Genomic DNA, 18870 nt, shown 5'->3' with positions numbered 1-18870 from the left:
GCCGAAGGTCCCGAACGCCGGTCGCCGGGATCGGGGACTGGGTCCCGCCGGCACGGGACCTGCGGCCCTGCCGGCGCGCCCCGGCGGCGGCGCACGGTGGTGGGGCAGGCAGCGAACGAGGAGGAAGTGCGATGAGCCCCAACCGGAGCGACGCGACGACGCCCGCCGACGGAACCGCCGTACCCGCCGCCGAGGTCCGCGCCGCGTTCGGTGCGGCCGCCGGGTACGCGCTGCTGGCGCCCTCGGTCTTCAACACCCAGCCGTGGCGCTGGCGGGTCGGCCCCGGCGCCGTACTGACGCTGCGGGCGGACCGCTCCCGGCAGGTGCACAGCGTCGACGAGGCCCGACGGCTGCTGCTGGTCAGCTGCGGCGCGGCCCTGCACCACGCGCGGTTGGCGCTCGCCGTGGCCGGATACCGCACCGAGGTGGTGCGGTTCCCGGAGGCGGCCGACCCGGACGTGCTGGCCAGGATCACGGTGACCGGACGACAGGAGCCGGATCCGGAGCAGTCGCGACTGCACGCGGCCGGGGAGCGGCGACGTACCGACCGGCGGGCCTTCGACGACCGCCGGGTCGCCGAGCCGACGCTGCGCCGGCTCCGCCAGGTCGTCGAGGCCGAGGGGGCGTACCTGCACCTGGTCCGCGAGGACCAGATGCCGATGCTGGCCGTCGCGACCGCCAACGCCGCCGCCGTCGAGTTGGAGGACCCGGCGTACCGGGCCGAGTTGCGGCGCTGGACGAACCGCCCGGCCGGCAGCCGGGACGGGGTACCGGCCGCCTCGGCGGTCCGCCCGGGACCGCGCCGGGTGCCGATCCGCGAACACGCGTTCGGCGGCACGCCCGGGCTGGAGACGGGCGACGGCATGGATCGGGGCGCCGCCTACGCGATCCTGTTCGGCAACGGCGACGCCCCGGCCGACCTGCTCGCCGGCGGCGAAGCGCTCTCCGCCCTGCTGCTGACCGCCGTGGCGGAGGGGCTGGCCACCGCACCGCTGAGCGATCCGATCGAACTGGAGTGGCCCCGCTGGCTGATGCGCAACCTGCTCGCCGCGATCGGTGAGCCCTATGTGGTGGTCCGGCTCGGCTTCGTCGCCGACCCGAGCCCGCTGCCGCCGGTGCTCCGGCGGGACCCGACCGACGTGATCGAGTACGCCGACTGAGCCGAGCGGTCCCGGCACGGCACCGAGTCCGGCCGCGCACCGTCGACGGCCGGGTCCGGTGCCGGACGGGTCCCACGCACGGCCGATCCGCCGCCCGTCGACCCGGGCGGGACGGGGCGAGGAGAAGCAGGATGAGTCCGACGGGCTACACGCGGGAGGACCTGGAGCTGGCCGTTGTCGCCGCCGCCCGGGCACCCGTGCCGGAGCAGAGCCAGCCGTGGCTGCGGCTGCACGGCGGCGCCATCGACGTGCTGGTCAGCCCGCCCCGGGCGAGTCCGGCCGGTGCGCACGCCGGGTGGGCCGCCCGGATCGGCGGTGGGGCCGGGCTGTTCAACGTACGGCTGGCGCTGAGGCAGCTCGGGCGGCCCGCGCTGGTCCGGCTGCGTCCGTACCGCGACGAGCCGGACCTGCTGGCGCGGCTGCATCCCGGTCCGGCGCAGCCGCCCGGCCCCACCGAGCGGGAGCTGTTCGCGGCGTTGCCGCTGTGCCGGGTCGATGCCGGCCCGGTCGTCCCGACGCCGGTACCGCCCGAGGTCCGGCGTCGGCTGATCGACGCCGCCCGGACCGAACACGGCTGGCTGGAGCTGATCGTCGGTCATGCCGCGGTGGCCGCCTTCACCGAGATCGAGGCGAGCGCCGGGCGGGTGCTGGACCGGGCCCGGACGGACCCGGTCCGCTGGCGCACCGCCGCACCGCCGTTCGACGGGCCGTTCCACCTGCCGTGCGACGTGCCGGCCGGTCGGGGCGACCGGTCCGGGACGGCCGACGAGCCGGCTCAGCGGTCGGATCAGGGACCCGGTCAGGAGCCGGACCAGGAGCCGGTGGTCGCCGTGCTGGGGAGTCCGGCGGACGGCCCCGGTGCGCAGTTGCGGGCCGGGCAGGCGTTGCAGCGCGTCCTGCTGACCGCCGCGGCGGCCGGGCTGACGACCTGCCTGCACAGCCAGGTGATGGCGGTGCCGGCGGCACGCGAGCAGCTCCGGCTGGCGCTCGGGCGGTTCGGCAGACCGCAGATGGTGCTGCGGATCGGGCACCGACCGGCGCACCGGGGAACGCCGCCGGCGGTGGCGGACCCGAACCGGACGTCCCGGGAAGACGGGTCCAAGGTCCCGGCGGCGAGCGGCCCGTCGGCCCTGCCCCGCCCGGTGGTGCACGGCGTCGAATAGAGGTAGCCGCGAGGGACAGCGCGGACGACACGAGAGGACGTGACGACGATGACGGCGACCAGCAACCAGCCCGTCGCCCGCCAGACCGCTGCGCCGGCCGACCCGGTGGGTGCGGAGACCGGCGCCCAGCGGGCCACCCGGTACGTTTTCGCCGGCATCCGGCTCGCGCTGGGCTGGACCTTCCTGTGGGCGTTCCTGGACAAGATGTTCGGCTTCGGCTTCGCGACCGAGAGCAAGGCCGCCTGGGTCAACGGTGGCAGCCCCACCAAGGGCTTCCTGGCGTTCGGCGCGGAGGGACCGTTCAAGGGGTTCTACCAGGGCATCGCCGGGGCGGCCTGGGCGGATGTGCTGTTCATGGTCGGCCTGCTCGCCATCGGCGTCGCCCTGCTGGCCGGGATCGGCCTCCGGGTCGCCGCGGTTGCCGGCGGCCTGCTGTACGTGCTGATGTGGACGGTCGTACTGCCTCCCGCGAACAACCCCTTCCTGGACGAGCACCTGGTCAACGCGGCGCTGCTGGCCGCTCTGGCCCTGGTCGGCGCCGGTGACACCTGGGGACTGGGCCGGGTCTGGGCGAGGCTGCCGATCGTGCGGCGGCAGCCCTGGCTCAGGTGACTTCGGTTTCCGCTGCGGCGGGCATCACCCCCGGGTGGTGCCCGCCGCGCCGTCGTCCCGGTGCGGCACTACGGTCTGATCTGTAGGGATACGCGCCGGTCCGCCCGGACCGCTCACCTTCTGGGGGAAGCTCATGACCGTGCAGATCGACCTGACCGGCCGGACCGCGCTGGTGACCGGATCGACCCAGGGCATCGGGGCGGCCATCGCGACCGGGCTGGCCAGGGCCGGTGCGCGGGTGGCCGTCAACGGTCGTACGCCGGAGAGCGTCGCGCGGGCCGCGACCGCGCTGCGGGCCGAGGTGCCGGACGCCGAGGTGGTCGAGGTCCCGGCCGACGTGGCCACCGACGACGGTACGGCGCGGACCCTCGAACTCCTGCCCAGCGTCGACATCCTGGTCAACAGCCTGGGCATCTTCGCCGCCCGGCCGGCGCTGGAGATCGACGACCAGGAGTGGCGGCGCTACTTCGAGGTCAACGTGCTGGCGGCGGTCCGGCTGACCCGCAGCTACCTGCCCGGGATGATGGAACGCGGCTGGGGACGGGTGCAGTTCATCGCGAGCGACTCGGCGGTGGTCATCCCGACCGAGATGATCCATTACGGGGTCTCCAAGACGGCGCTGCTCGGCGTCTCCCGGGGCTTCGCCAAGGCCGCCGCCGGGACCGGGGTGACGGTCAACTCGGTGATCGCCGGGCCGACCCACACCGGTGGGGTGGAGGACTTCGTCTACCAGCTTGTCGACCGGAGTGTGCCGTGGGAGCGGGCGCAGCGCGAGTTCATGCGACTGCACCGGCCGCAGTCCCTGCTGCAACGGCTGATCGAGCCCGTCGAGATCGCCAACATGGTTACCTACCTGGCCTCGCCGCTCGCCTCGGCGACCACCGGCGCGGCGGTCCGGGTCGACGGCGGGTACGTCGACGCCATCCTCCCCTAGGTCGACGCCATCCTCCCCTAGCCGGTGCACGGGGCCCCGGTAGCGCGCCCGTCGACGCCGTCTCCGGCTCCTCCAGTCCGACAAGTCTTCTGTCCTTGACAAATTGAGTTGTCGGTGTGAGAGTTGCTGGCAGGCGCGGGAGAACGCGCCGACGACGACGGTCCGCCGCACAGCGGGGCCCGATGGAGAGGACACCGACAATGCGGAAACTGGTGGTGAGCACCTTCCTGACCCTCGACGGGGTCATGCAGGCCCCGGGCGGCCCCGGCGAGGACGACGACAACGGCTTCGCCCACGGCGGCTGGATGGTCAACTACTGGGACGATCAGGTGGCCGAGGCCATGACCGACCTGATGGACAAGCCGTTCGACCTCGTACTCGGGCGCAGGACCTACGACATCTTCGCCTCGTACTGGCCGCACGCCTCGGAGGAGGAGGGCGCCGGGCCACTCAACCGGGCCACCAAGTACGTCGCCTCCCGGGGCCGCCCCACGCTCGACTGGGACAGGTCCGTGCTGATCGAGGGTGACGTCGCCGAGGGTGTCGCGGCGCTCAAGCGGCAGGACGGACCCGAGTTGCAGGTGCACGGCAGTGCCAACCTCATCCAGACGCTGCTGCGGCACCGCCTGGTCGACGAGTTCCGGCTGCTGGTCTTCCCGGTCGTCCTCGGCTCGGGCAAGCGGCTCTTCGCCGACGGCACCGTCCCGGTCGGGTTGAAACTGGTGCGGAGCACGGTCTCGCCGAACGGGGTGATGATCGGCAGGTACGAGCCGGCCGGCGAGATCGTCGTCGGCTCGTTCGGGGCGGAGTGACCGGCCACACCACCGGCCACACCGCTCCGCCGGGGACGCGAAGGGAAGGTGCCATGGCGGAACTGCTCGTGGTCGCACACTGGACGATCGCCGCGGGGGCGGAGGAGGAGGTCCGCGCGCTGTTGCCCGAGTTCATCGAGGCGAGTCGCGGCGAACCGGGCTGCCTCTCCTTCGTCGGCTACCAGCAGTTGGACGACGACCGGACCGTGGTGCTGCTCGAACGGTATGCCTCCCGCGAGGCGTTCGAGGCGCACCGCGACACGCCCCACTTCCAGCGGCTCGCCCTCGAACAGATCGTGCCGCGCCTTGCGCGCCGCGTCGTGCAGACGTACGACGTACCCGGTTAGCGCCGAAGGGTCGGGCCCGCCGCCCGGCCGCTGGTAGACAGGGGTTCGACCGGCCGGCGGACGGAGGAGGCAGGGTGCGGATCGAGGTTGCCCAGCGGCGGGCCAGGATCGGCCGGCGACACCGGCTCGCGGCCGAGGCCCGCGCCGACGACCCGGTCGAGGTCGCCCGGGACATGGTGGCGCTGCACGCCTCCGACCCGCCCACCGTCTATCTGGCCCTCTTCGCCCGGCTGGCCGGCGCCGCCGCCGACGTGCGGACCGTCGACCGGGCGCTGTACGAGGACCGGACCCTGATCCGGATGCTCGCGATGCGCCGGACCATGTTCGTGACCCCCGTCGAGTCCGTACCGGTGCTGCACGAGGCGGCGGCCCGGACCGTCGCCGGCCGGGAACGGCGCAAGCTCCTCGGCTTCCTCGCCGAGGCGGGCGTGGCCGACGACGTCGAACGCTGGCTCGCCGAGGTCGAGGCGGTGGCGCTCGCGGCGATCGAGGCGCGCGGCGAGGTGACCTCGGCGGAACTCGCCGAGCAGGACGAGCGGCTGCGCCAGCCCCTGGTGCTGGCCCGGGGCAAGTCCTACGAGGGCCGGCAGCGGGTGGTCGCCCGGCTGCTCCTGCTGCTCGCCGCGGAGGGGCGGATCGTCCGGGGACGGCCACGCAGCACCTGGCGGTACAGCCCGTACCGGTGGTCGCTGGCGCAGCGCTGGTATCCGGTGGCTCCCGAGCCGTGGACGGCACAGGACGCCGAGGTCGAGTTGGCCCGCCGCTGGCTCGCCGCGTACGGGCCCGCGCCGGTCGAGGACCTGCGCTGGTGGACCGGGTGGACGGTCACCCAGACGCGTCGGGCGCTCGCCGGGGTCCGGCCGGTGGAGGTGGAGTTGGACGGTGGCACCGGGCTGCTGCTCCCCGACGACCTCGAACCGGTACCTCCGGTCGAGCCCTGGGCGGCGCTGCTGCCCGGCCTGGACCCGACCCCGATGGGCTGGTCCCGCCGGGAGTGGTTCCTCGGTGGGCACGGCCCCCGGCTCTTCGACCGGAACGGCAACATCGGCCCGACCGTCTGGTGGGACGGCCGGATCGTCGGCGGCTGGGCGCAGCGCAGGGACGGCGAGATCGTCCACCGGCTGCTCGAGGACGTCGGCGCCGAGGCGGCCGGCGCGGTGCTGGCGGCGGTGGCGGAGCTGGCCGGACGGCTCGGCGAGGCGCGGATCACGCCGCAGTTCCGTACCCCGCTGGAGCGGGAACTCGCCGGCTGACCGGCCGGACCGCGACTCGGCCGGCCCGACGGCACCGGCCCCGGGCTCAGTGCCGGGCGCTGCCCTGCGGCGGGGCGAGCAGCTCCGGACGGGCGCCGGTCCGGGCGGCCCAGCCGAGTACGTCCGGCACCGTGACGTTGCCGCCGCAGCAGAGCAGTCCGAGCACCGCGTCGGCGCCGACCCGCTCGACCACCCGGCGGGCGGCCGGCAGCAGGCAGCCGGCCGCCGGCTCCAGCCACAGTTTGGCCTCCTCGGCGACGGTCAGTACCCCGTCGACCGCCTCGGCGTCGGAGACCACCAGCACCTCCTCGACGTACGCCCGGACGTGTGCCAGGGTCAGCTCGGTGACGGTCGGCGCGCCGAGCGTGGTCGAGATCGAGGTGACGTCGACCCGCACCGGGTGCCCGGCGGCCAGCGCCCGGGACATCGACTCCGCCCCGACGGTCTCCACGCCCCAGATCCGTACCCCCGGCTTCGCCGCCTTGATCGCGGTGGCGACCCCCGAGATCAGCGCGCCCCCGCCGATGCTGACCAAGACGTCGGTCAGGTCCGGCCGGTCGGCGACGAACTCCGCGCCCGCCGTGCCGTGCCCGGCGACGATGGCCGGGTCACCGAGCGGGTCGACGTAGGTCATCCCCGCCTGCCGACGCTGCTCGGCGACGTCGAACGCGGCGCCGACGTCCGGGGTCAGCACCAGCTCGGCACCGCTGGCCCGGACCCGGGCGGCGGACCGGGCCGGCGCCTTCGCCGGCATCACGACGGTGGCCCGGACACCCGTCCGGGCGGCCATCGCGGCCAGCGCGATCCCGTGGTTGCCGCCGCTGACCGTGACCAGCCCGGCGGCGAGTTCCGACGGCGACAGCGACAGCAGCCGGTTGGCGATGCCCCGCGGCTTGAAGCTGCCGGAGTGCTGGAGCGTCTCCAGCTTCAGCGCCACCGGCACGCCGAGCACCTCGGCCAGCCCCGGACTGGGCACCGTCGGGGTACGCAGCACGTGTGGCCGGATGCGGCTCGCCGCCTCCGTGATCCGTTCGGCGGGAATCAGCTCGACCATGCCGACGTAGGTTACCGGGTGCCCGGCCCGGCCCGCCCCGCCCGGCGCCGCCCGTCCGCCCGACCGGGCGGTACCCGGTGTGCGGGCGGACTATCCGGGTAGGCGGGCCCGGACAGCGGTACCGGCAGAGCGGAGCGACCGATGAACGTGTCCCATCTTCCGCTGCGCGTCGCGATCGGCGCGTTCGTCCTGAACTCGGGCGTCTCCAAGTGGAACCTGGAGGGGGAGGAGGCGGCCGGCATGCACGGGATGGCATCCGGGGCGATCCCGCCGATCAAGCAGATCCCGCCGGACCAGTTCGCCCGGCTGCTGGCCGGCACCGAGGTGGCGCTCGGCGCCGCCCTGCTCTTCCCGGTGGTCCCGTCCGCGCTGGTCGGGCTCGGCCTGCTCGCCTTCGGCGGCGGCCTGATGCGGCTGTACTGGGCCACGCCCGGCATGCACGAGCCCGGCAACCCCCGGCCCACCCAGCAGGGCGTACCGATCGCCAAGGACAGCTGGCTGGTCGGGGCCGGTCTCACCCTGCTCCTCGACGACCTGCTCGGCCGGGCCGCCGGCAAGCGGCGCGGCGTGGGCCGGCAGATCGCGCGCCGGTGCGGCAAGCGGCGCGGCTGACCGTGCGCCGACCCGGCCGGCGGCTGTTTCGGCCCGCCCACCCCGGGTACGCCCGGAAGAACACGAGCGGCCCCACCGGCGTTCTCGGCCGGTGGCGTCCGGAGAGGTCCCGAACCGGGAGGAGGGCGACGCGATGGCCGGGATTCTGATGCGCAGCCGCGCCTTCAACGACCACGACCGGCTGCCGGACCGGTTCTCCCGGGACGGCGGCAACATCTCGCCACCGCTGGAGTGGTTCGACGTACCGGACGAGGCGACCGAACTGGTGCTGCTGGTCGAGGACCGGGACGCCGGGCGTACGCCGTTCCTGCACTGGCTGGTGACCGGGATCGAGGCGACCTCCGGCGGCGTCGACGAGGGCGAGACCCCACCGGGCGGCCGGGTCTGGGAGAACGGCTTCGGCACGGCGGGCTGGGGCGGCCCGCATCCGCCGACCGACGACGACCCGCACCGGTACTTCTTCCGGCTCTACGCCGTGAACCGACCGCTGGAGCTGCCCGGCGCGCCGCAGGCGCCGGACGTGCACGCCGCGGTGCGGAAACTCGAACTGGCCAGCGGCAACATGGTCGGCACCTTCGCCCGCTGACCCTCGGCGGAAATCCCGCCGGTCCTCGCCGGAAAGTCGGCGCCGATCCTCGGCGGAAAATCGGCGGCGGAGCAGGGCCGGCCGGGGTTAGATGCACGACATGCCCCTGCCGCCCGGCTGGTCGGTGCGCCGGCCCCGCCTCGTCGACGTGCCGGCGATCCTGGCCGTCGTGCACGCCAGCGACATCGCCGCGCTCGGCCACCCCGACTTCAGCGCCGACGACGTACGCGAGGTGCTGACCGCGCCCGACCTCGACCCGGCCCGGGACAGCTGGCTCGCGATCGACCCGGACGGCGAGGTGCGCGGCTGGTCCTATCTGGAGGACTCGAACCGGGGGCCACGGGAGACCGTCGAGGTCTACGTGCACCCGGAGCGGGGACTGCCGGCCCAGGTGCCGCTGCTGGAGATGCAGCTGGCCCGCTCCGCCGAACGCGCCGCCGAGTTCGGTCTCGCCGCGATGACCGTACGGGCGCTCGCGCTGCCGACCGAGGAACGCTGGATCGGGGTACTCCGGGACGCCGGCTTCGAGTTCGTCAAGCGGTACGCCCGGATGCGCCGGCCGCTGGCCGGGGTGGCTGCCGAGCCGCCGCCCCCGCCGCCCGGGGTGCTGGTCCGGCCGGTCCGGTCCACCGACGACGCGGAGCTGCGCACCTTCCACCGGATCCTCGACTCGGCCTTCCGGGACACCCCGGACTACCAGCCGGCGAGCTACGAACAGTGGCGGGCCCAGGTGGCCGCGCTGCCCAGCGTCGCCTGGGACGAGTGGTTCGTCGCCGAGGTGGCCGGCGAGCCGGTCGGCGTCCTCCAGTCCGCCGACCAGACCCTCGACCAGAACGAGGGCTGGGTGAAGCAGTTGGCGGTGCTCCGGGAGCACCGGCGGCGGGGCGTCGGCGCGGCGCTGCTGGCCCGGGCCTTCGCCTGCTATGCCGGCAAGGGCCGGGAGTACGCCGGGCTCGGCGTCGACCTGGCCAACCCGATCGGTCCGGTCCGGCTCTACGAGTCGGTGGGGATGACCCCGCGCTACGAGGCGGTCGTCTTCGAACGGAGCGTCGACGCCGACGGGGAGTAGTCGGGCGGCTCAGGCGTCGACGAGGTCGTCGTCGACCACCTCGGCCCGGTCCAGCGAGCCGAGCACCCGGTAGTCGTACCAGTCGACCCCGATCGCGTCGGCGGTGGCGTAGCAGCCGATCACCCGGCCGGTGAAGCCGCCGGCGACCTCGGTGGAGAGGTAGCGGCCGTCGAGTTCGGCGAGGACGACGAACTCGCCGCCGGGGGCCTCGTAGCCGAGCCGCACCACGTCCGGCTCCTGCCGGGGATGGTCCATGCCCGGCCCGGAGGCCCAGGTCTCGACGCGCAACACCACCGGACCGGTCACCGGACGGCTGCCGATCCGCTGGCAGAGCGGCCCGATCCGGGCCCGTACCCAGACCTCGCCGTCGCCCAGCTCGACCGCGTAGTGGTGGGCCTCGTCGAGGCGTACCGCCAGGCCGCCCCGGCCCACCCCGGGGTCGACCAGGGCGCGTACCCGGACGTCGTGCTGCTCCTGCCGGCGGCCGACGAAGGTCACCGTCGGCTCGTCGAGCGAGTTGCCCCGGGAGCGCAGGGTCAGCCAGCCGGGGCGCTCGATCAGCGAGACGTCCTCCGGCGGCCGGGCCCGGACCGAGATCCACCGCGGGTGCAGTTCGGTGGTGTCGAAGTCGTCCCGCACCGGCGCGGCACCCACCGGCGCGGGGGACAGGGTGGGGGTACGCGGCACCGCGCCGACCGGCCCGACCACCGGCCAGCCGTCGGACCAGGTGACCGGGGCGAGGAAGGTTTCCCGGCCGAGTACGTGCCAGCCGGGTGTGCCGCCCCGGGCGCGTACCCCGAGAAAGACCAGCCACCAGGAGCCGTCGGCGGCCCGCACCAGGTCGCCGTGCCCGGTGTTCTGGATCGGGTGGTCGGTGCTGCGGTGGCTGAGGATCGGGTTGGCCGGGCAGGGTTCGAAGGGCCCGTCCGGAGCCGGCGCCCGGGCCACCGAGATGCCGTGGCCGCGCTCGGTGCCGCCCTCGGCGATCAGCAGATACCACATGCCGTCGATCTGGTAGAGGTGTGGCGCCTCGGGCGCCTGCGCACCCGGGGTGCCGGACCAGATCCGCTTCGGCCGGCTCAGTGCCGTGCCCCGGACCGGGTCGATCCGCAGTTGGTCGACGCCGGCCACGGTGCACCAGCAGGTGCCGTCGTCGTCCCAGGCCAGGTCCGGGTCGATGCCGAGGACGTCGGGCAGGTGCACCGGCTCCGACCAGCGGCCGGCCGGGTCCTCGGCGGTGACCAGCAGGGTGCCGCCGTGCGGGACGTTCGAGGTGATCAGCCAGAACCGGCCGTCGTGGTGCCGCAGGGTGGGCGCGTAGACCCCGCCGGAGGAGGGGGTGCCGGGCGGCAGGACGAGCTGGCTGGGCCGGTCGAGGACGTTGCCCAACTGGGTCCAGTGCACCAGGTCCCGGCTGTGGAAGATCGGCACGCCCGGGAAGTACTCGAAGCTGGAGCAGGCCAGGTAGTAGTCGTCGCCGACCCGGCAGATGCTCGGGTCCGGATGGAAGCCGGGGATGACCGGTGCGCCGGAGGGCACCATCAGGACTCGACCCCGGCCAGGTCACCGGTCGCCCGAGCCGGCGGGACCGTGGGCGCGGCGAGACGGGGCATGGACGATCCTCTCCGGCGTAAACTTTCCGGAATTGTTCCGTAACTCGTTCGGAACGTTATGGCCCACCGTGCGGTCAGTCAACCCCGAAAGCTGCGGCAAAATACTGGGAGGGCACGTGACCGACGCCGGTGCACCCTCGAAAGTGTTTCGGTCGTAGGCTGAACCCTCAACGAAGGAGCTGCCTCGTGACGGTCGACGAAGGACGCAGGATCACGATCACCGCCATCGCACAGGAGGCGGGCGTGTCGGTGCCGACGGTCTCCCGGGTGCTCAACGGCCGCAACGACGTGGCGCCGCAGACCCGGGAACGGGTGGAGGAACTCCTCCGCCGGCACGGCTACCGCCGACGGGCCACCCGACCGCGGGCCGGGGCGAGCCTGATCGACCTCATCTTCAACGACCTGGACAGCCCCTGGGCGGTCGAGATCATCCGAGGGGTGGAGGACGTCGCGCACGCCTCCGGCGTCGGCACCGTGGTCTCGGCGATCCACCGTCGCTCCACCTCGACCCGGCAGTGGTTGCAGAACCTGCGTACCCGGGCCACCGACGGGGTGATCCTGGTGGCCAGCGACCTCGCCCCGCCGGTGCACGCCGAGCTGCGCCGGCTCAACGTGCCGATGGTGCTGGTCGACCCTGCGGGAGTGCCCAACCTCGACATCCCGACCATCGGCGCGACCAACTGGGCCGGCGGGCTGCGCGCCACCGAGCACCTGCTCTCGCTCGGCCACCGCCGGATCGGTTTCATCGCCGGGCCGCCGCGACTGCTCTGCAGCCGGGCCCGGCTCGACGGCTACCGGGCCGCCCTGGACGCCGCCGGCATCCCGCTCCGCGACGAGCTGGTCCTGCCCGGCGACTTCTACCACGAGTCCGGCTACTCCGGCGGGTCCGCACTGCTCGACCTCGACGAGCCACCGACGGCGATCTTCGCCTCCAGCGACCAGATGGCGTTCGGGGCGTACGAGGCGGTCCGGCGGCGCGGTCTGCGGGTCCCCGACGACGTGAGCGTGGTCGGCTTCGACGACCTGCCGGAGGCGCGCTGGGCCTCGCCGCCGCTCACCACCGTGCGGCAGCCGCTGGCCGAGATGGGGCTGCTGGCCGCCCGGACGGTGCTCCGGCTGGCCGGCGGCGAGCCGCTGGACACGCCCAGGGTCGAACTCTCCACCGACCTGGTGGTCCGGGACAGTTCGGCGCCGTACGCCCGCCGTTGACCCCGAGGCCCTTCCGGCAATGCCGGGGTGAACTTCCGGGAGATTTCCGGTAGCTGTCGAGGGCGGCTGACCGGGTGTTCCGGGCCCGTCGTCGGGCCGCGCACGGGACGCGTTTTGCCCCGAACCGCGTCGCCTGCCGTACCGGCTGACCGCCAGCGCTGCGCTGGGTCGCGAGGCACCCCCGCGCGGGAGAAGGACCGGTTTGCCGGGTTAGAGGTGATCGCGCGCGGGGTACCACCACCCGCGTAGCGACGCCCGGCCGGCGCGGCGGGGCGCTGACCCGAGGGAGCAACCCGATGAGACTCGACGACGACGACATCCGGACCACGGGCGGCGGCGGTGGTGAGGGCCCGGCCGACGGCGGAGCCAACCCGCAGGGCCGGGACGGTGGCGCGGACGGTGCCGCCGAAGGCCCGGCCGACGCCGGAGCCACCCAGGGGCAGCACGACGGCGGCGCCGACGGCAGCGCCGAGGGTCCGGCCGACGGCGGCGCGACCCCCGGGCAGCACGACGGCGGGGCGGACGGTGCCGCCGAGGGCCCGGCCGACGCCGGTGCCACCCCCGGGCAGCAGGACGGCGGCGCCGACAGCGCCGCCCGGTAGCGCCCGACGATGACCGAGTACGACGGGTCGACCGGCACGGTCGCGGCCCGGTACCGGCCGGAGGCTTCCCGGACGGACCTGCCGGACGTACCGCCGACCGGGACACCCCGACCGGTGGTACCGACCCTGCCGGGATCCGATCCGACGACCGGGGCGGGCGGCGACGGTCGCCCGGCCCGGTCCACCGGCCCGGCGACGGGGCCCGCTCCGGCCAACGGATCGGCGCTGACCCGCTGCGTGGCGGTCGAGCCGGCGAAGTTCGCCGCCGCGTACTGGGGACGGGCCGCGCTGCTCTCCCGGGCCGCCGAACTCGGTAACCCGGACGGCTTCCGGGACCTGCTCAGCCCGGACGACGCCGACGAACTGCTCAGCCGGCGCGGACTGCGTACCCCGTTCCTGCGGGTGGCCAGGAACGGCCAGGTACTGCCGACCGGGCAGTACACCGGCGGTGGCGGGGCCGGGGCCGAGATCACCGACCAGGTACTCGACGAGCGGGTCCTCGCGCTCTACGCCGACGGCGCCACCCTGGTGCTCCAGGGACTGCACCGCACCTGGCCACCACTGATCGACTTCACCCGGGAGCTGAGCCGGCAGCTCGGCCAGCCGCTCCAGGTGAACGCCTACCTGACGCCGCCGGGCAACCAGGGCTTCGCCACCCACTACGACACGCACGACGTCTTCGTGCTCCAGGTCGACGGGCACAAGCACTGGCAGATCCACGAGCCGGTGCTGCCCGACCCGCTGGAGCGGCAGCCGTGGGGCGGCCGGGCCGACGAGGTCGCCGCGGTCGCCGACGGGCCACCGGCGCTGGACGTGGTGCTGGGTCCCGGTGACGCGCTCTACCTGCCCCGGGGCTGGCTGCACAGCGCCCGGGCCCAGGACGAGAGCAGCCTGCACCTGACCGTCGGGGTCCGGGCACTCACCCGGTACGCGATGGTCGAGGCGCTGCTGGAGTTGGCCGCCGAGGATCCGCGACTGCGCGCCACACTGCCGTTCGGGATGGACGTGGCCGAGGTCGACCAGGTCGAACCGGAGCTGACCGAGACCGTCGAGGCGCTGCGGGACTGGCTGCTGCGGGCCGATCCGGGCGAGGTCGCCGCCCGGCTACGGGCCCGGGCCTGGCCGGCGGCCCGCCCGGCGCCGATCCGGCCGCTGGCCCAGGCGGCGGCGATCAGTGCGGTGCACGCCGACACCCGGCTGCTGCCTCGGGACGGCCTGCGCTGGCGGTTGACGAGCCAGCCGGCCGGCGGGGACGGCAGCCCCGGTCGGATCGTGCTGTCGCTCTTCGACCGCACGGTGACCTTCCCCGCCCAGTGCGGGCCGGCGCTGCGGGCGTTCCTCTCCGGCGGGGTGGAGCGGGTCGGTGACCTGCCCGGACTGGACGACGACGCCGACCGGATCGTGCTGGCCCGGCGGCTGCTCCGCGAGGCGGTCGCGGTACCGGCCTGAGTCCGGCCGCACCGCGTCCCGGGCCGGCGTCCTCAGCGGAGCAGGCCGAACAGGGCCCCGGTGGTGACCAGCCCGGCGACCACGACCACCAGCGCGGAGCGTACGTCCAGGCCGGCGTGCCGCCGGTCGGCGAGTACCCGGGCCGGTGCCAGCCCGACGACCGGGCCGAGGAGCGTCACCAGCAGCCCGAGCACCGGCATGCCCACCGCCAGGTCACCGCCGTACCGGTCGCCGACGGTCCGGGCGGCCAGCCCGAGGGCGTACGCGGCGGCCGCGCCGAGCACCCCGAAGAGGGCCAGCAGCGGCCGGGTGGCGCTCGGCAGCTCGCCCGGTTTCCGGGCCCGGTCCAGCAGCTCCCGGACCCCGTCGAGCAGCGCCTCGACGTCGGCCGGTACGCCCACGCCGTTGCGCGGCACCGGTGGCTCGCCGACCCGCCGGTCCGCCGCACCGAACTGCCCGCGCAGGATGCTCCAGAGGTGGATCGACTCGGCCTCGGTGCGGTCCACCTCCTGCTGGGCGTCGGCCACCTCCGCCTCGGCCCGGCGTACCGCCTGCTCCGCGTCGCGTACCGCCCGTTCGGCGGCGGCGCACTGCCGCTCGTACCAGGCGTCCGCCTCGGCGCGCTCGGCCTCGGCCCGGCCGGTCAGCTCGGCGAGCCGCCGGATCGCCTGCGCGTAGCCGGCCTCCCGTTCCAGGTCGCCGCTCATCGGGACGGTCCATAGGGGATGATCACTTGACCGGTCCGGTGCACCGAGCGGTCGAAGAAGAGCCCGCGCCACGGCCGGGGGTACCAGTCCGGGCCACCGCCGGCCCCGGGATAGAGCGCGGAGGTCAGCTCCGCACCCTGCACGTCGAGCGCGACCCAGGCGCCGATCTGGTCGGTACGCGACGCCGGGCCGCCGAGGTCCGCCCGCAGCCGGGCCACCCCTCGCCACCAGGCCAGCACGTGGGTGCGCCGCTCCGGCCCGTTGTGCAGCACGTGCCGCAGGTGGTCCAGCCCGGTGCGCCGCCCGATCGTGGTGCCGAGCTGGCCGGCGGCGGCGTCGACGGCGTAGAGCAGCAGGTAGTGCGGCTCGCCCGGGGCGCCGCCCGAGCCCAGCCCGTCGGCGGTCTCGGCCATCAGCTCGCCGATGTCCTCTTCGGAATACCAGGCGGCGTCGGCGCCGAGCGCCTCGTAGAGCGACCGGGCGGCGGTGTCGGCGTCCGGGTCCAGGCAGGCGATGGAGAACCGGGCGGTACCGGGGCGGTGCTGGCGGCGCAGCGACCGGGCCGCCGCGTCCAGCACCGCGCAGGCCTCGTCCACCCCGGTGCCCAGCACCGCCAGGTTCCGGCCCGGTGCCCGGGGCAGTCGCATCCCGGCCGAGCGTGCCTGCACGTCGATGATCTCGCCGAGCAGCGCCACCGGCCCCCGGGCCCCGCCACCGGTCCGCTCCGGGCCGCCCGGCCGGTCTCCGCCGGGCTGCGCCGGTGTGCCGCCGTTCGGCACTCCGCCCCGCTCCGGCCCGACCCCCTCGGGCCAGATCGCGCCGCCGGCCGCGCGGTCCCGGGGGGCGCCGACCGGGGTCGCCTCGCCCGGCGGCCGCAGCGCGACGAAGTCCGGCGCCTCGTCCAGCCGGGGGATCGCGTCGCCGTCGAAGAGCCGGGCCGGGGCCGCGTCCGGCGGGCGCATCCGCCAGAGCCGGTGCTGGAGGTCGCTCCAGGTGCCCCAGTCGCTGGCCGCTGGGATCCGGGCCACCTGGTTGCCCTCGGACATCCCGGACTCGGCGTTCACGATCGCGTGGTGCCGGGGCAGCACCTGGGCGGCGTCGTTGCGTTCGGCCAGGATGCGCAGCGCCTTGGGCAGCGCGATCCGCAGGGTGAACTGGGCGACCAGCGCGGGCCGGCCCCAGAGCGCCTCGATGCCCCGGACGTCCTGCGAGGCGAGCACCAGGTGGATGCCCTGGGAGCGGCCCCGCCGGGCCAGGTCCTCCAGCAGGTCGGCGGCCTCCCGGGCCACCGCGTCCCGGCCGGCCAGCAGCATCTGGAATTCGTCCACCACCGCGACGATCCTCGGCCAGCGACCGGTCGGGTCCACCGCGCGCAGCTCGGACAGCTTGGTCACCTCGTGCCGCTTGGCCGCGTCCGCCCGGCGGCGCAGCTCCTCGGCGAGGAACCGCAGCAGGGCCAGCCCGAACTCCCGGTCGGTGTTGACGTTGATCCCGACCAGCCGCATGTGCGGCAGCCAGCTCGGGTCGCGCCGGCCCTGGGCGAACCGGGCGAACGACACCCCCTCCTTGAAGTCCAGCAGATAGAACTCCAGCTCGGCGGGGGAGTAGCGGGAAGCGAGCGAGCCGATCCAGGCGAAGATCAGGTTGGTCTTGCCGGTACCGGAGGGGCCGCCGATCAGCGCGTGCGGTGGATAGTCGCCCAGGGTCAGCGTCACCGGCCGGCCCTGTGGACCGTCCCCGATCGGCGCGACCAGACCGGCGGCGGAGTCCTCCCGCCACATCTGGTCGGCCGGCGGGAGCAGGTCGGTGAAGGGCGTCGGTGGCGGACCGGCGTTGACCCGGGTCGCCACCTCCCGGCAGGTCTCGGTGACCAGCCCGGCCGGCGGGGGCGGGTCGGGAAGCACCGGCAGGTCGGGGCAGGTGTCCAGCCAGGCGGTGCCGTCGTCGACCACCACCCGGTGCACGTCCGGCCCGTCGGGCAGCTCGATGCCGCGTACCACCAGGTGCACGCCGCAGGCGGCGCCGGTCCGGGCCACCCGGTCGAGCTGGCCCCGCTCGTGCCGGGAGAGTTCGTCGCCGCCGAGCAGCACCGCGACCCGCCACGGCTCGGGCCGCCGGCCGGTCGCCGCGGCCAGCTCGCGCAGTGAGGAGTACTCGCCGGCCAGCACCGTCTCGTTGATCCGGCGGATCTGGTCGACGAGGTCGTCGAGGAGCCGGGCCAGGCCGCCCGGCCCGACGAAGGTCAGCAGCCCGGCGGTGGAGAGCGGGGCGAAGCCGGCCAGCCCGCCGCCGAGGTGTTCCGGGTCGTAGCCGACCAGCCGCAGCGCGCCGGGATCGGCCCGGCCCAACGCCCGGAGCAGCAGCGCGGCGACCACCGCGTCGCAGCCGCCCCGGTCGGCCCCGGAGAGGTGTACGTGGCCGGCGTCGAGCAGCGGCACCAGCGCCGGTACCGGCACGGCGCCGTCGACCCGTACGGTGCCGATCCGCAGCGGTCCCGGTGCCTCGCCCCGGATCACCGGGGTCGGTTGCCAGCCGGCCCAGTCCGTACCGGCGGCACCGGGCGCCTCCCGGGCGGCGGCCTCGGCGGCCCGGGTGGCGAGCCGGCCGATCTCCGCCGCGTACCGGTCGGAGAGTTCGGCCACCCGACGGTCCCGTTCCGCACCGACCCGGTCGGGTACCCGGGCGGCGGCGTCCCGGATCCGGCGCAGCCGGTCCTGTGCGCCGCCGAGTTCGGTCCGCGCCGCCGTGAGCCGGGCCCGGGACGCGCCCAGGGCGTGCGACAGCATGGTGCGGACCCGGTCGACGAGCTGGGTCCGTAGGTCAGGCATGGGTGTCCCGGGGTGCGCGAGCGGTGACGGGGCGCTGGTCGACGCCGAGCCGGCGCATCAGCAGTCCGGTGAGGACCCCGGCGGCGACCGCCGGGTCGGCCGGGTGCGGCTGCTCGACGGGTTCCTTCGGCGGCGGCATCCGGCAGAGACGGCTCAGCACGGTGTCGAGCACCCCGGGTGGCAGGTTGGGCACCAGGTCCTTGACCCCTCCGGTGAGCTCGCGGCGCAGCCTCGGCAGGTCCGCCGCCCGGGGCGGGTGGCCGAGCAGGGCGGTGGCCAGGTCCCGCAGCATCGGCGGGGCGACCGAGGCAAGGCCCAGCCCGACGTTCGCCTCCACGGCGCGCAGCTCGGTGTGCAGCCGGGTCCGGTCGCCGGAGCGGACCCCGCTGGTCACCCGACGGAGCAACTCCTCCGGGTCGGTGATCTCACGGTCCGGCTTGGGTGCCGGGGTGTCCCGCCGGTCGAAGAGTTCGGCGACCCGGACCGACCACCAGCCGCCGGTCCCGGCGGGAGCGGCCCGCCGGACCGGCCCGGACGCGTCGGTCGGGCCCCGGGTGCCGGGACGATTCGCCGGCCGCTGCGGGCCGCCGGCCGGCGGGCCGTCCCGGCCCAGCCCGATCGCCGCCAGGTACGTCGCGAACTGGTCCTGGGCGAGCCGCAGCGCGTGCCCGGCCGTCTCCAGGTGTTCGGTGGCGGCGGAGAGTTCCGGTACGCCCATCGGGTCGGCCGACTCCTGCCGGACCCAGCGCAGCCGCTCGGAGGCGAGTTTCAGGTGGTCGAGTGCCTTGATGACCAGCTCGACCGGCAGCTCGTCGGAGGCGGCCCGGACCCGGGCGCCCAACTCCTCGATGATGGACATC

17 protein-coding genes and 2 pseudogenes are annotated in these 18870 nt (G+C 75.1%); 13 read left to right on the top strand and 6 right to left on the bottom strand.

Features of this window, described 5'->3' with window-relative positions:
- The first annotated feature begins 131 nt into the window (after window positions 1–131).
- The 7 genes from C6W10_RS18765 (at window position 132) to C6W10_RS18735 (ending at window position 6281) form a co-directional block, all read left to right on the top strand.
- Window positions 132–1160 carry a nitroreductase gene (locus C6W10_RS18765; RefSeq protein ID WP_369936542.1) on the top strand — a complete coding sequence of 343 codons (1029 nt, stop codon included), beginning with the start codon at window positions 132–134 and terminating at the stop codon, window positions 1158–1160.
- A gap of 131 nt (window positions 1161–1291) precedes the next feature.
- Window positions 1292–2323, top strand: a complete 1032-nt coding sequence (locus C6W10_RS18760) for a nitroreductase family protein (protein WP_107259191.1) — start codon at window positions 1292–1294, stop codon at window positions 2321–2323.
- Window positions 2324–2362: 39 nt separating this feature from the next.
- Entirely contained in the window at window positions 2363–2935 is a 573-nt protein-coding gene (locus C6W10_RS18755; protein ID WP_107259190.1) for a hypothetical protein, read from the top strand.
- Between the two features lie 133 nt (window positions 2936–3068).
- Window positions 3069–3869, top strand: coding sequence for an SDR family NAD(P)-dependent oxidoreductase (locus C6W10_RS18750; RefSeq protein ID WP_199853679.1), 801 nt, complete (start codon window positions 3069–3071; stop codon window positions 3867–3869).
- A 200-nt stretch (window positions 3870–4069) separates the two neighbouring features.
- On the top strand, window positions 4070–4681 hold the full coding sequence (locus tag C6W10_RS18745) for a dihydrofolate reductase family protein (RefSeq protein WP_107259189.1): 612 nt from the start codon (window positions 4070–4072) through the stop codon (window positions 4679–4681).
- A 53-nt stretch (window positions 4682–4734) separates the two neighbouring features.
- The gene (locus tag C6W10_RS18740) at window positions 4735–5028 is read left to right on the top strand and encodes a putative quinol monooxygenase (RefSeq protein WP_107259188.1); all 294 of its coding nucleotides are present in this window, start codon (window positions 4735–4737) and stop codon (window positions 5026–5028) included.
- A gap of 74 nt (window positions 5029–5102) precedes the next feature.
- Window positions 5103–6281 (top strand): winged helix DNA-binding domain-containing protein, encoded by a 1179-nt coding sequence (locus C6W10_RS18735; RefSeq protein WP_199853678.1) that lies wholly within the window; start codon window positions 5103–5105, stop codon window positions 6279–6281.
- A 46-nt stretch (window positions 6282–6327) separates the two neighbouring features.
- Here C6W10_RS18735 and C6W10_RS18730 read toward each other — a convergent pair whose 3' ends face one another.
- On the bottom strand, window positions 6328–7335 hold the full coding sequence (locus tag C6W10_RS18730) for a threonine/serine dehydratase (protein WP_107259187.1): 1008 nt from the start codon (window positions 7333–7335) through the stop codon (window positions 6328–6330).
- Window positions 7336–7476: 141 nt separating this feature from the next.
- On the opposite strand from C6W10_RS18730, the gene C6W10_RS18725 reads away from it, so the two are divergent.
- The 3 genes from C6W10_RS18725 to C6W10_RS18715 all read left to right on the top strand — a co-directional run bounded on the left by C6W10_RS18725 (window position 7477) and on the right by C6W10_RS18715 (window position 9602).
- Window positions 7477–7947 (top strand): DoxX family membrane protein, encoded by a 471-nt coding sequence (locus tag C6W10_RS18725; protein WP_107259186.1) that lies wholly within the window; start codon window positions 7477–7479, stop codon window positions 7945–7947.
- A gap of 133 nt (window positions 7948–8080) precedes the next feature.
- Entirely contained in the window at window positions 8081–8533 is a 453-nt protein-coding gene (locus C6W10_RS18720) for a YbhB/YbcL family Raf kinase inhibitor-like protein (RefSeq protein WP_107264075.1), read from the top strand.
- 91 nt (window positions 8534–8624) lie between these two features.
- Entirely contained in the window at window positions 8625–9602 is a 978-nt protein-coding gene (locus C6W10_RS18715) for a GNAT family N-acetyltransferase (RefSeq protein WP_369936537.1), read from the top strand.
- Between the two features lie 9 nt (window positions 9603–9611).
- Here C6W10_RS18715 and C6W10_RS18710 read toward each other — a convergent pair whose 3' ends face one another.
- Window positions 9612–11144, bottom strand: a complete 1533-nt coding sequence (locus C6W10_RS18710; RefSeq protein WP_107259185.1) for a glycoside hydrolase family 43 protein — start codon at window positions 11142–11144, stop codon at window positions 9612–9614.
- A gap of 257 nt (window positions 11145–11401) precedes the next feature.
- Between C6W10_RS18710 and C6W10_RS18705 the strand changes: the two genes are divergently transcribed.
- The 3 genes from C6W10_RS18705 (at window position 11402) to C6W10_RS18695 (ending at window position 14475) form a co-directional block, all read left to right on the top strand.
- On the top strand, window positions 11402–12424 hold the full coding sequence (locus tag C6W10_RS18705; protein WP_107259184.1) for a LacI family DNA-binding transcriptional regulator: 1023 nt from the start codon (window positions 11402–11404) through the stop codon (window positions 12422–12424).
- A 296-nt stretch (window positions 12425–12720) separates the two neighbouring features.
- Window positions 12721–13026 (top strand): hypothetical protein, encoded by a 306-nt coding sequence (locus tag C6W10_RS18700; RefSeq protein WP_107259183.1) that lies wholly within the window; start codon window positions 12721–12723, stop codon window positions 13024–13026.
- Window positions 13027–13035: 9 nt separating this feature from the next.
- Entirely contained in the window at window positions 13036–14475 is a 1440-nt protein-coding gene (locus C6W10_RS18695; protein WP_107259182.1) for a cupin domain-containing protein, read from the top strand.
- 32 nt (window positions 14476–14507) lie between these two features.
- Here the strand turns inward: C6W10_RS18695 and C6W10_RS18690 are convergent, their stop codons facing one another.
- The 4 genes and pseudogenes from C6W10_RS18690 to C6W10_RS18675 form a co-directional block, all read right to left on the bottom strand.
- Complete coding sequence (locus C6W10_RS18690) at window positions 14508–15182, bottom strand: hypothetical protein (protein ID WP_107259181.1); 675 nt, start codon at window positions 15180–15182, stop codon at window positions 14508–14510.
- Window positions 15179–15886 (bottom strand): annotated as a pseudogene (locus C6W10_RS39745) (cell division protein FtsK); the annotation flags it as partial. The gene C6W10_RS18690 and the pseudogene C6W10_RS39745, both read right to left, overlap by 4 nt.
- Window positions 15887–16033: 147 nt before the next feature.
- Window positions 16034–18010 (bottom strand): annotated as a pseudogene (locus tag C6W10_RS18680) (FtsK/SpoIIIE domain-containing protein); the annotation flags it as partial.
- The gene (locus C6W10_RS18675; protein ID WP_107259180.1) at window positions 18003–18869 is read right to left on the bottom strand and encodes a hypothetical protein; all 867 of its coding nucleotides are present in this window, start codon (window positions 18867–18869) and stop codon (window positions 18003–18005) included. The pseudogene C6W10_RS18680 and the gene C6W10_RS18675, both read right to left, overlap by 8 nt.
- Between the last annotated feature and the right edge of the window lies 1 nt (window position 18870).

It is taken from the genome of Plantactinospora sp. BB1 (assembly GCF_003030385.1).
GTDB lineage: Bacteria > Actinomycetota > Actinomycetes > Mycobacteriales > Micromonosporaceae > Plantactinospora.
This window is presented reverse-complemented; position numbering and strand designations above follow the sequence as displayed.

Coding starts and splice junctions, on each gene's coding strand:
- C6W10_RS18765 (WP_369936542.1), top strand. CDS start 132: ATGAGCCCCAACCGGAGCGACGCGACGACGCCCGCCGACGGAACCGCC.
- C6W10_RS18760 (WP_107259191.1), top strand. CDS start 1,292: ATGAGTCCGACGGGCTACACGCGGGAGGACCTGGAGCTGGCCGTTGTC.
- C6W10_RS18750 (WP_199853679.1), top strand. CDS start 3,069: ATGACCGTGCAGATCGACCTGACCGGCCGGACCGCGCTGGTGACCGGA.
- C6W10_RS18745 (WP_107259189.1), top strand. CDS start 4,070: ATGCGGAAACTGGTGGTGAGCACCTTCCTGACCCTCGACGGGGTCATG.
- C6W10_RS18740 (WP_107259188.1), top strand. CDS start 4,735: ATGGCGGAACTGCTCGTGGTCGCACACTGGACGATCGCCGCGGGGGCG.
- C6W10_RS18730 (WP_107259187.1), bottom strand. CDS start 7,335: ATGGTCGAGCTGATTCCCGCCGAACGGATCACGGAGGCGGCGAGCCGC.
- C6W10_RS18725 (WP_107259186.1), top strand. CDS start 7,477: ATGAACGTGTCCCATCTTCCGCTGCGCGTCGCGATCGGCGCGTTCGTC.
- C6W10_RS18720 (WP_107264075.1), top strand. CDS start 8,081: ATGGCCGGGATTCTGATGCGCAGCCGCGCCTTCAACGACCACGACCGG.
- C6W10_RS18715 (WP_369936537.1), top strand. CDS start 8,625: ATGCACGACATGCCCCTGCCGCCCGGCTGGTCGGTGCGCCGGCCCCGC.
- C6W10_RS18710 (WP_107259185.1), bottom strand. CDS start 11,144: ATGGTGCCCTCCGGCGCACCGGTCATCCCCGGCTTCCATCCGGACCCG.
- C6W10_RS18700 (WP_107259183.1), top strand. CDS start 12,721: ATGAGACTCGACGACGACGACATCCGGACCACGGGCGGCGGCGGTGGT.
- C6W10_RS18695 (WP_107259182.1), top strand. CDS start 13,036: ATGACCGAGTACGACGGGTCGACCGGCACGGTCGCGGCCCGGTACCGG.
- C6W10_RS18690 (WP_107259181.1), bottom strand. CDS start 15,182: ATGAGCGGCGACCTGGAACGGGAGGCCGGCTACGCGCAGGCGATCCGG.
- C6W10_RS18675 (WP_107259180.1), bottom strand. CDS start 18,869: ATGTCCATCATCGAGGAGTTGGGCGCCCGGGTCCGGGCCGCCTCCGAC.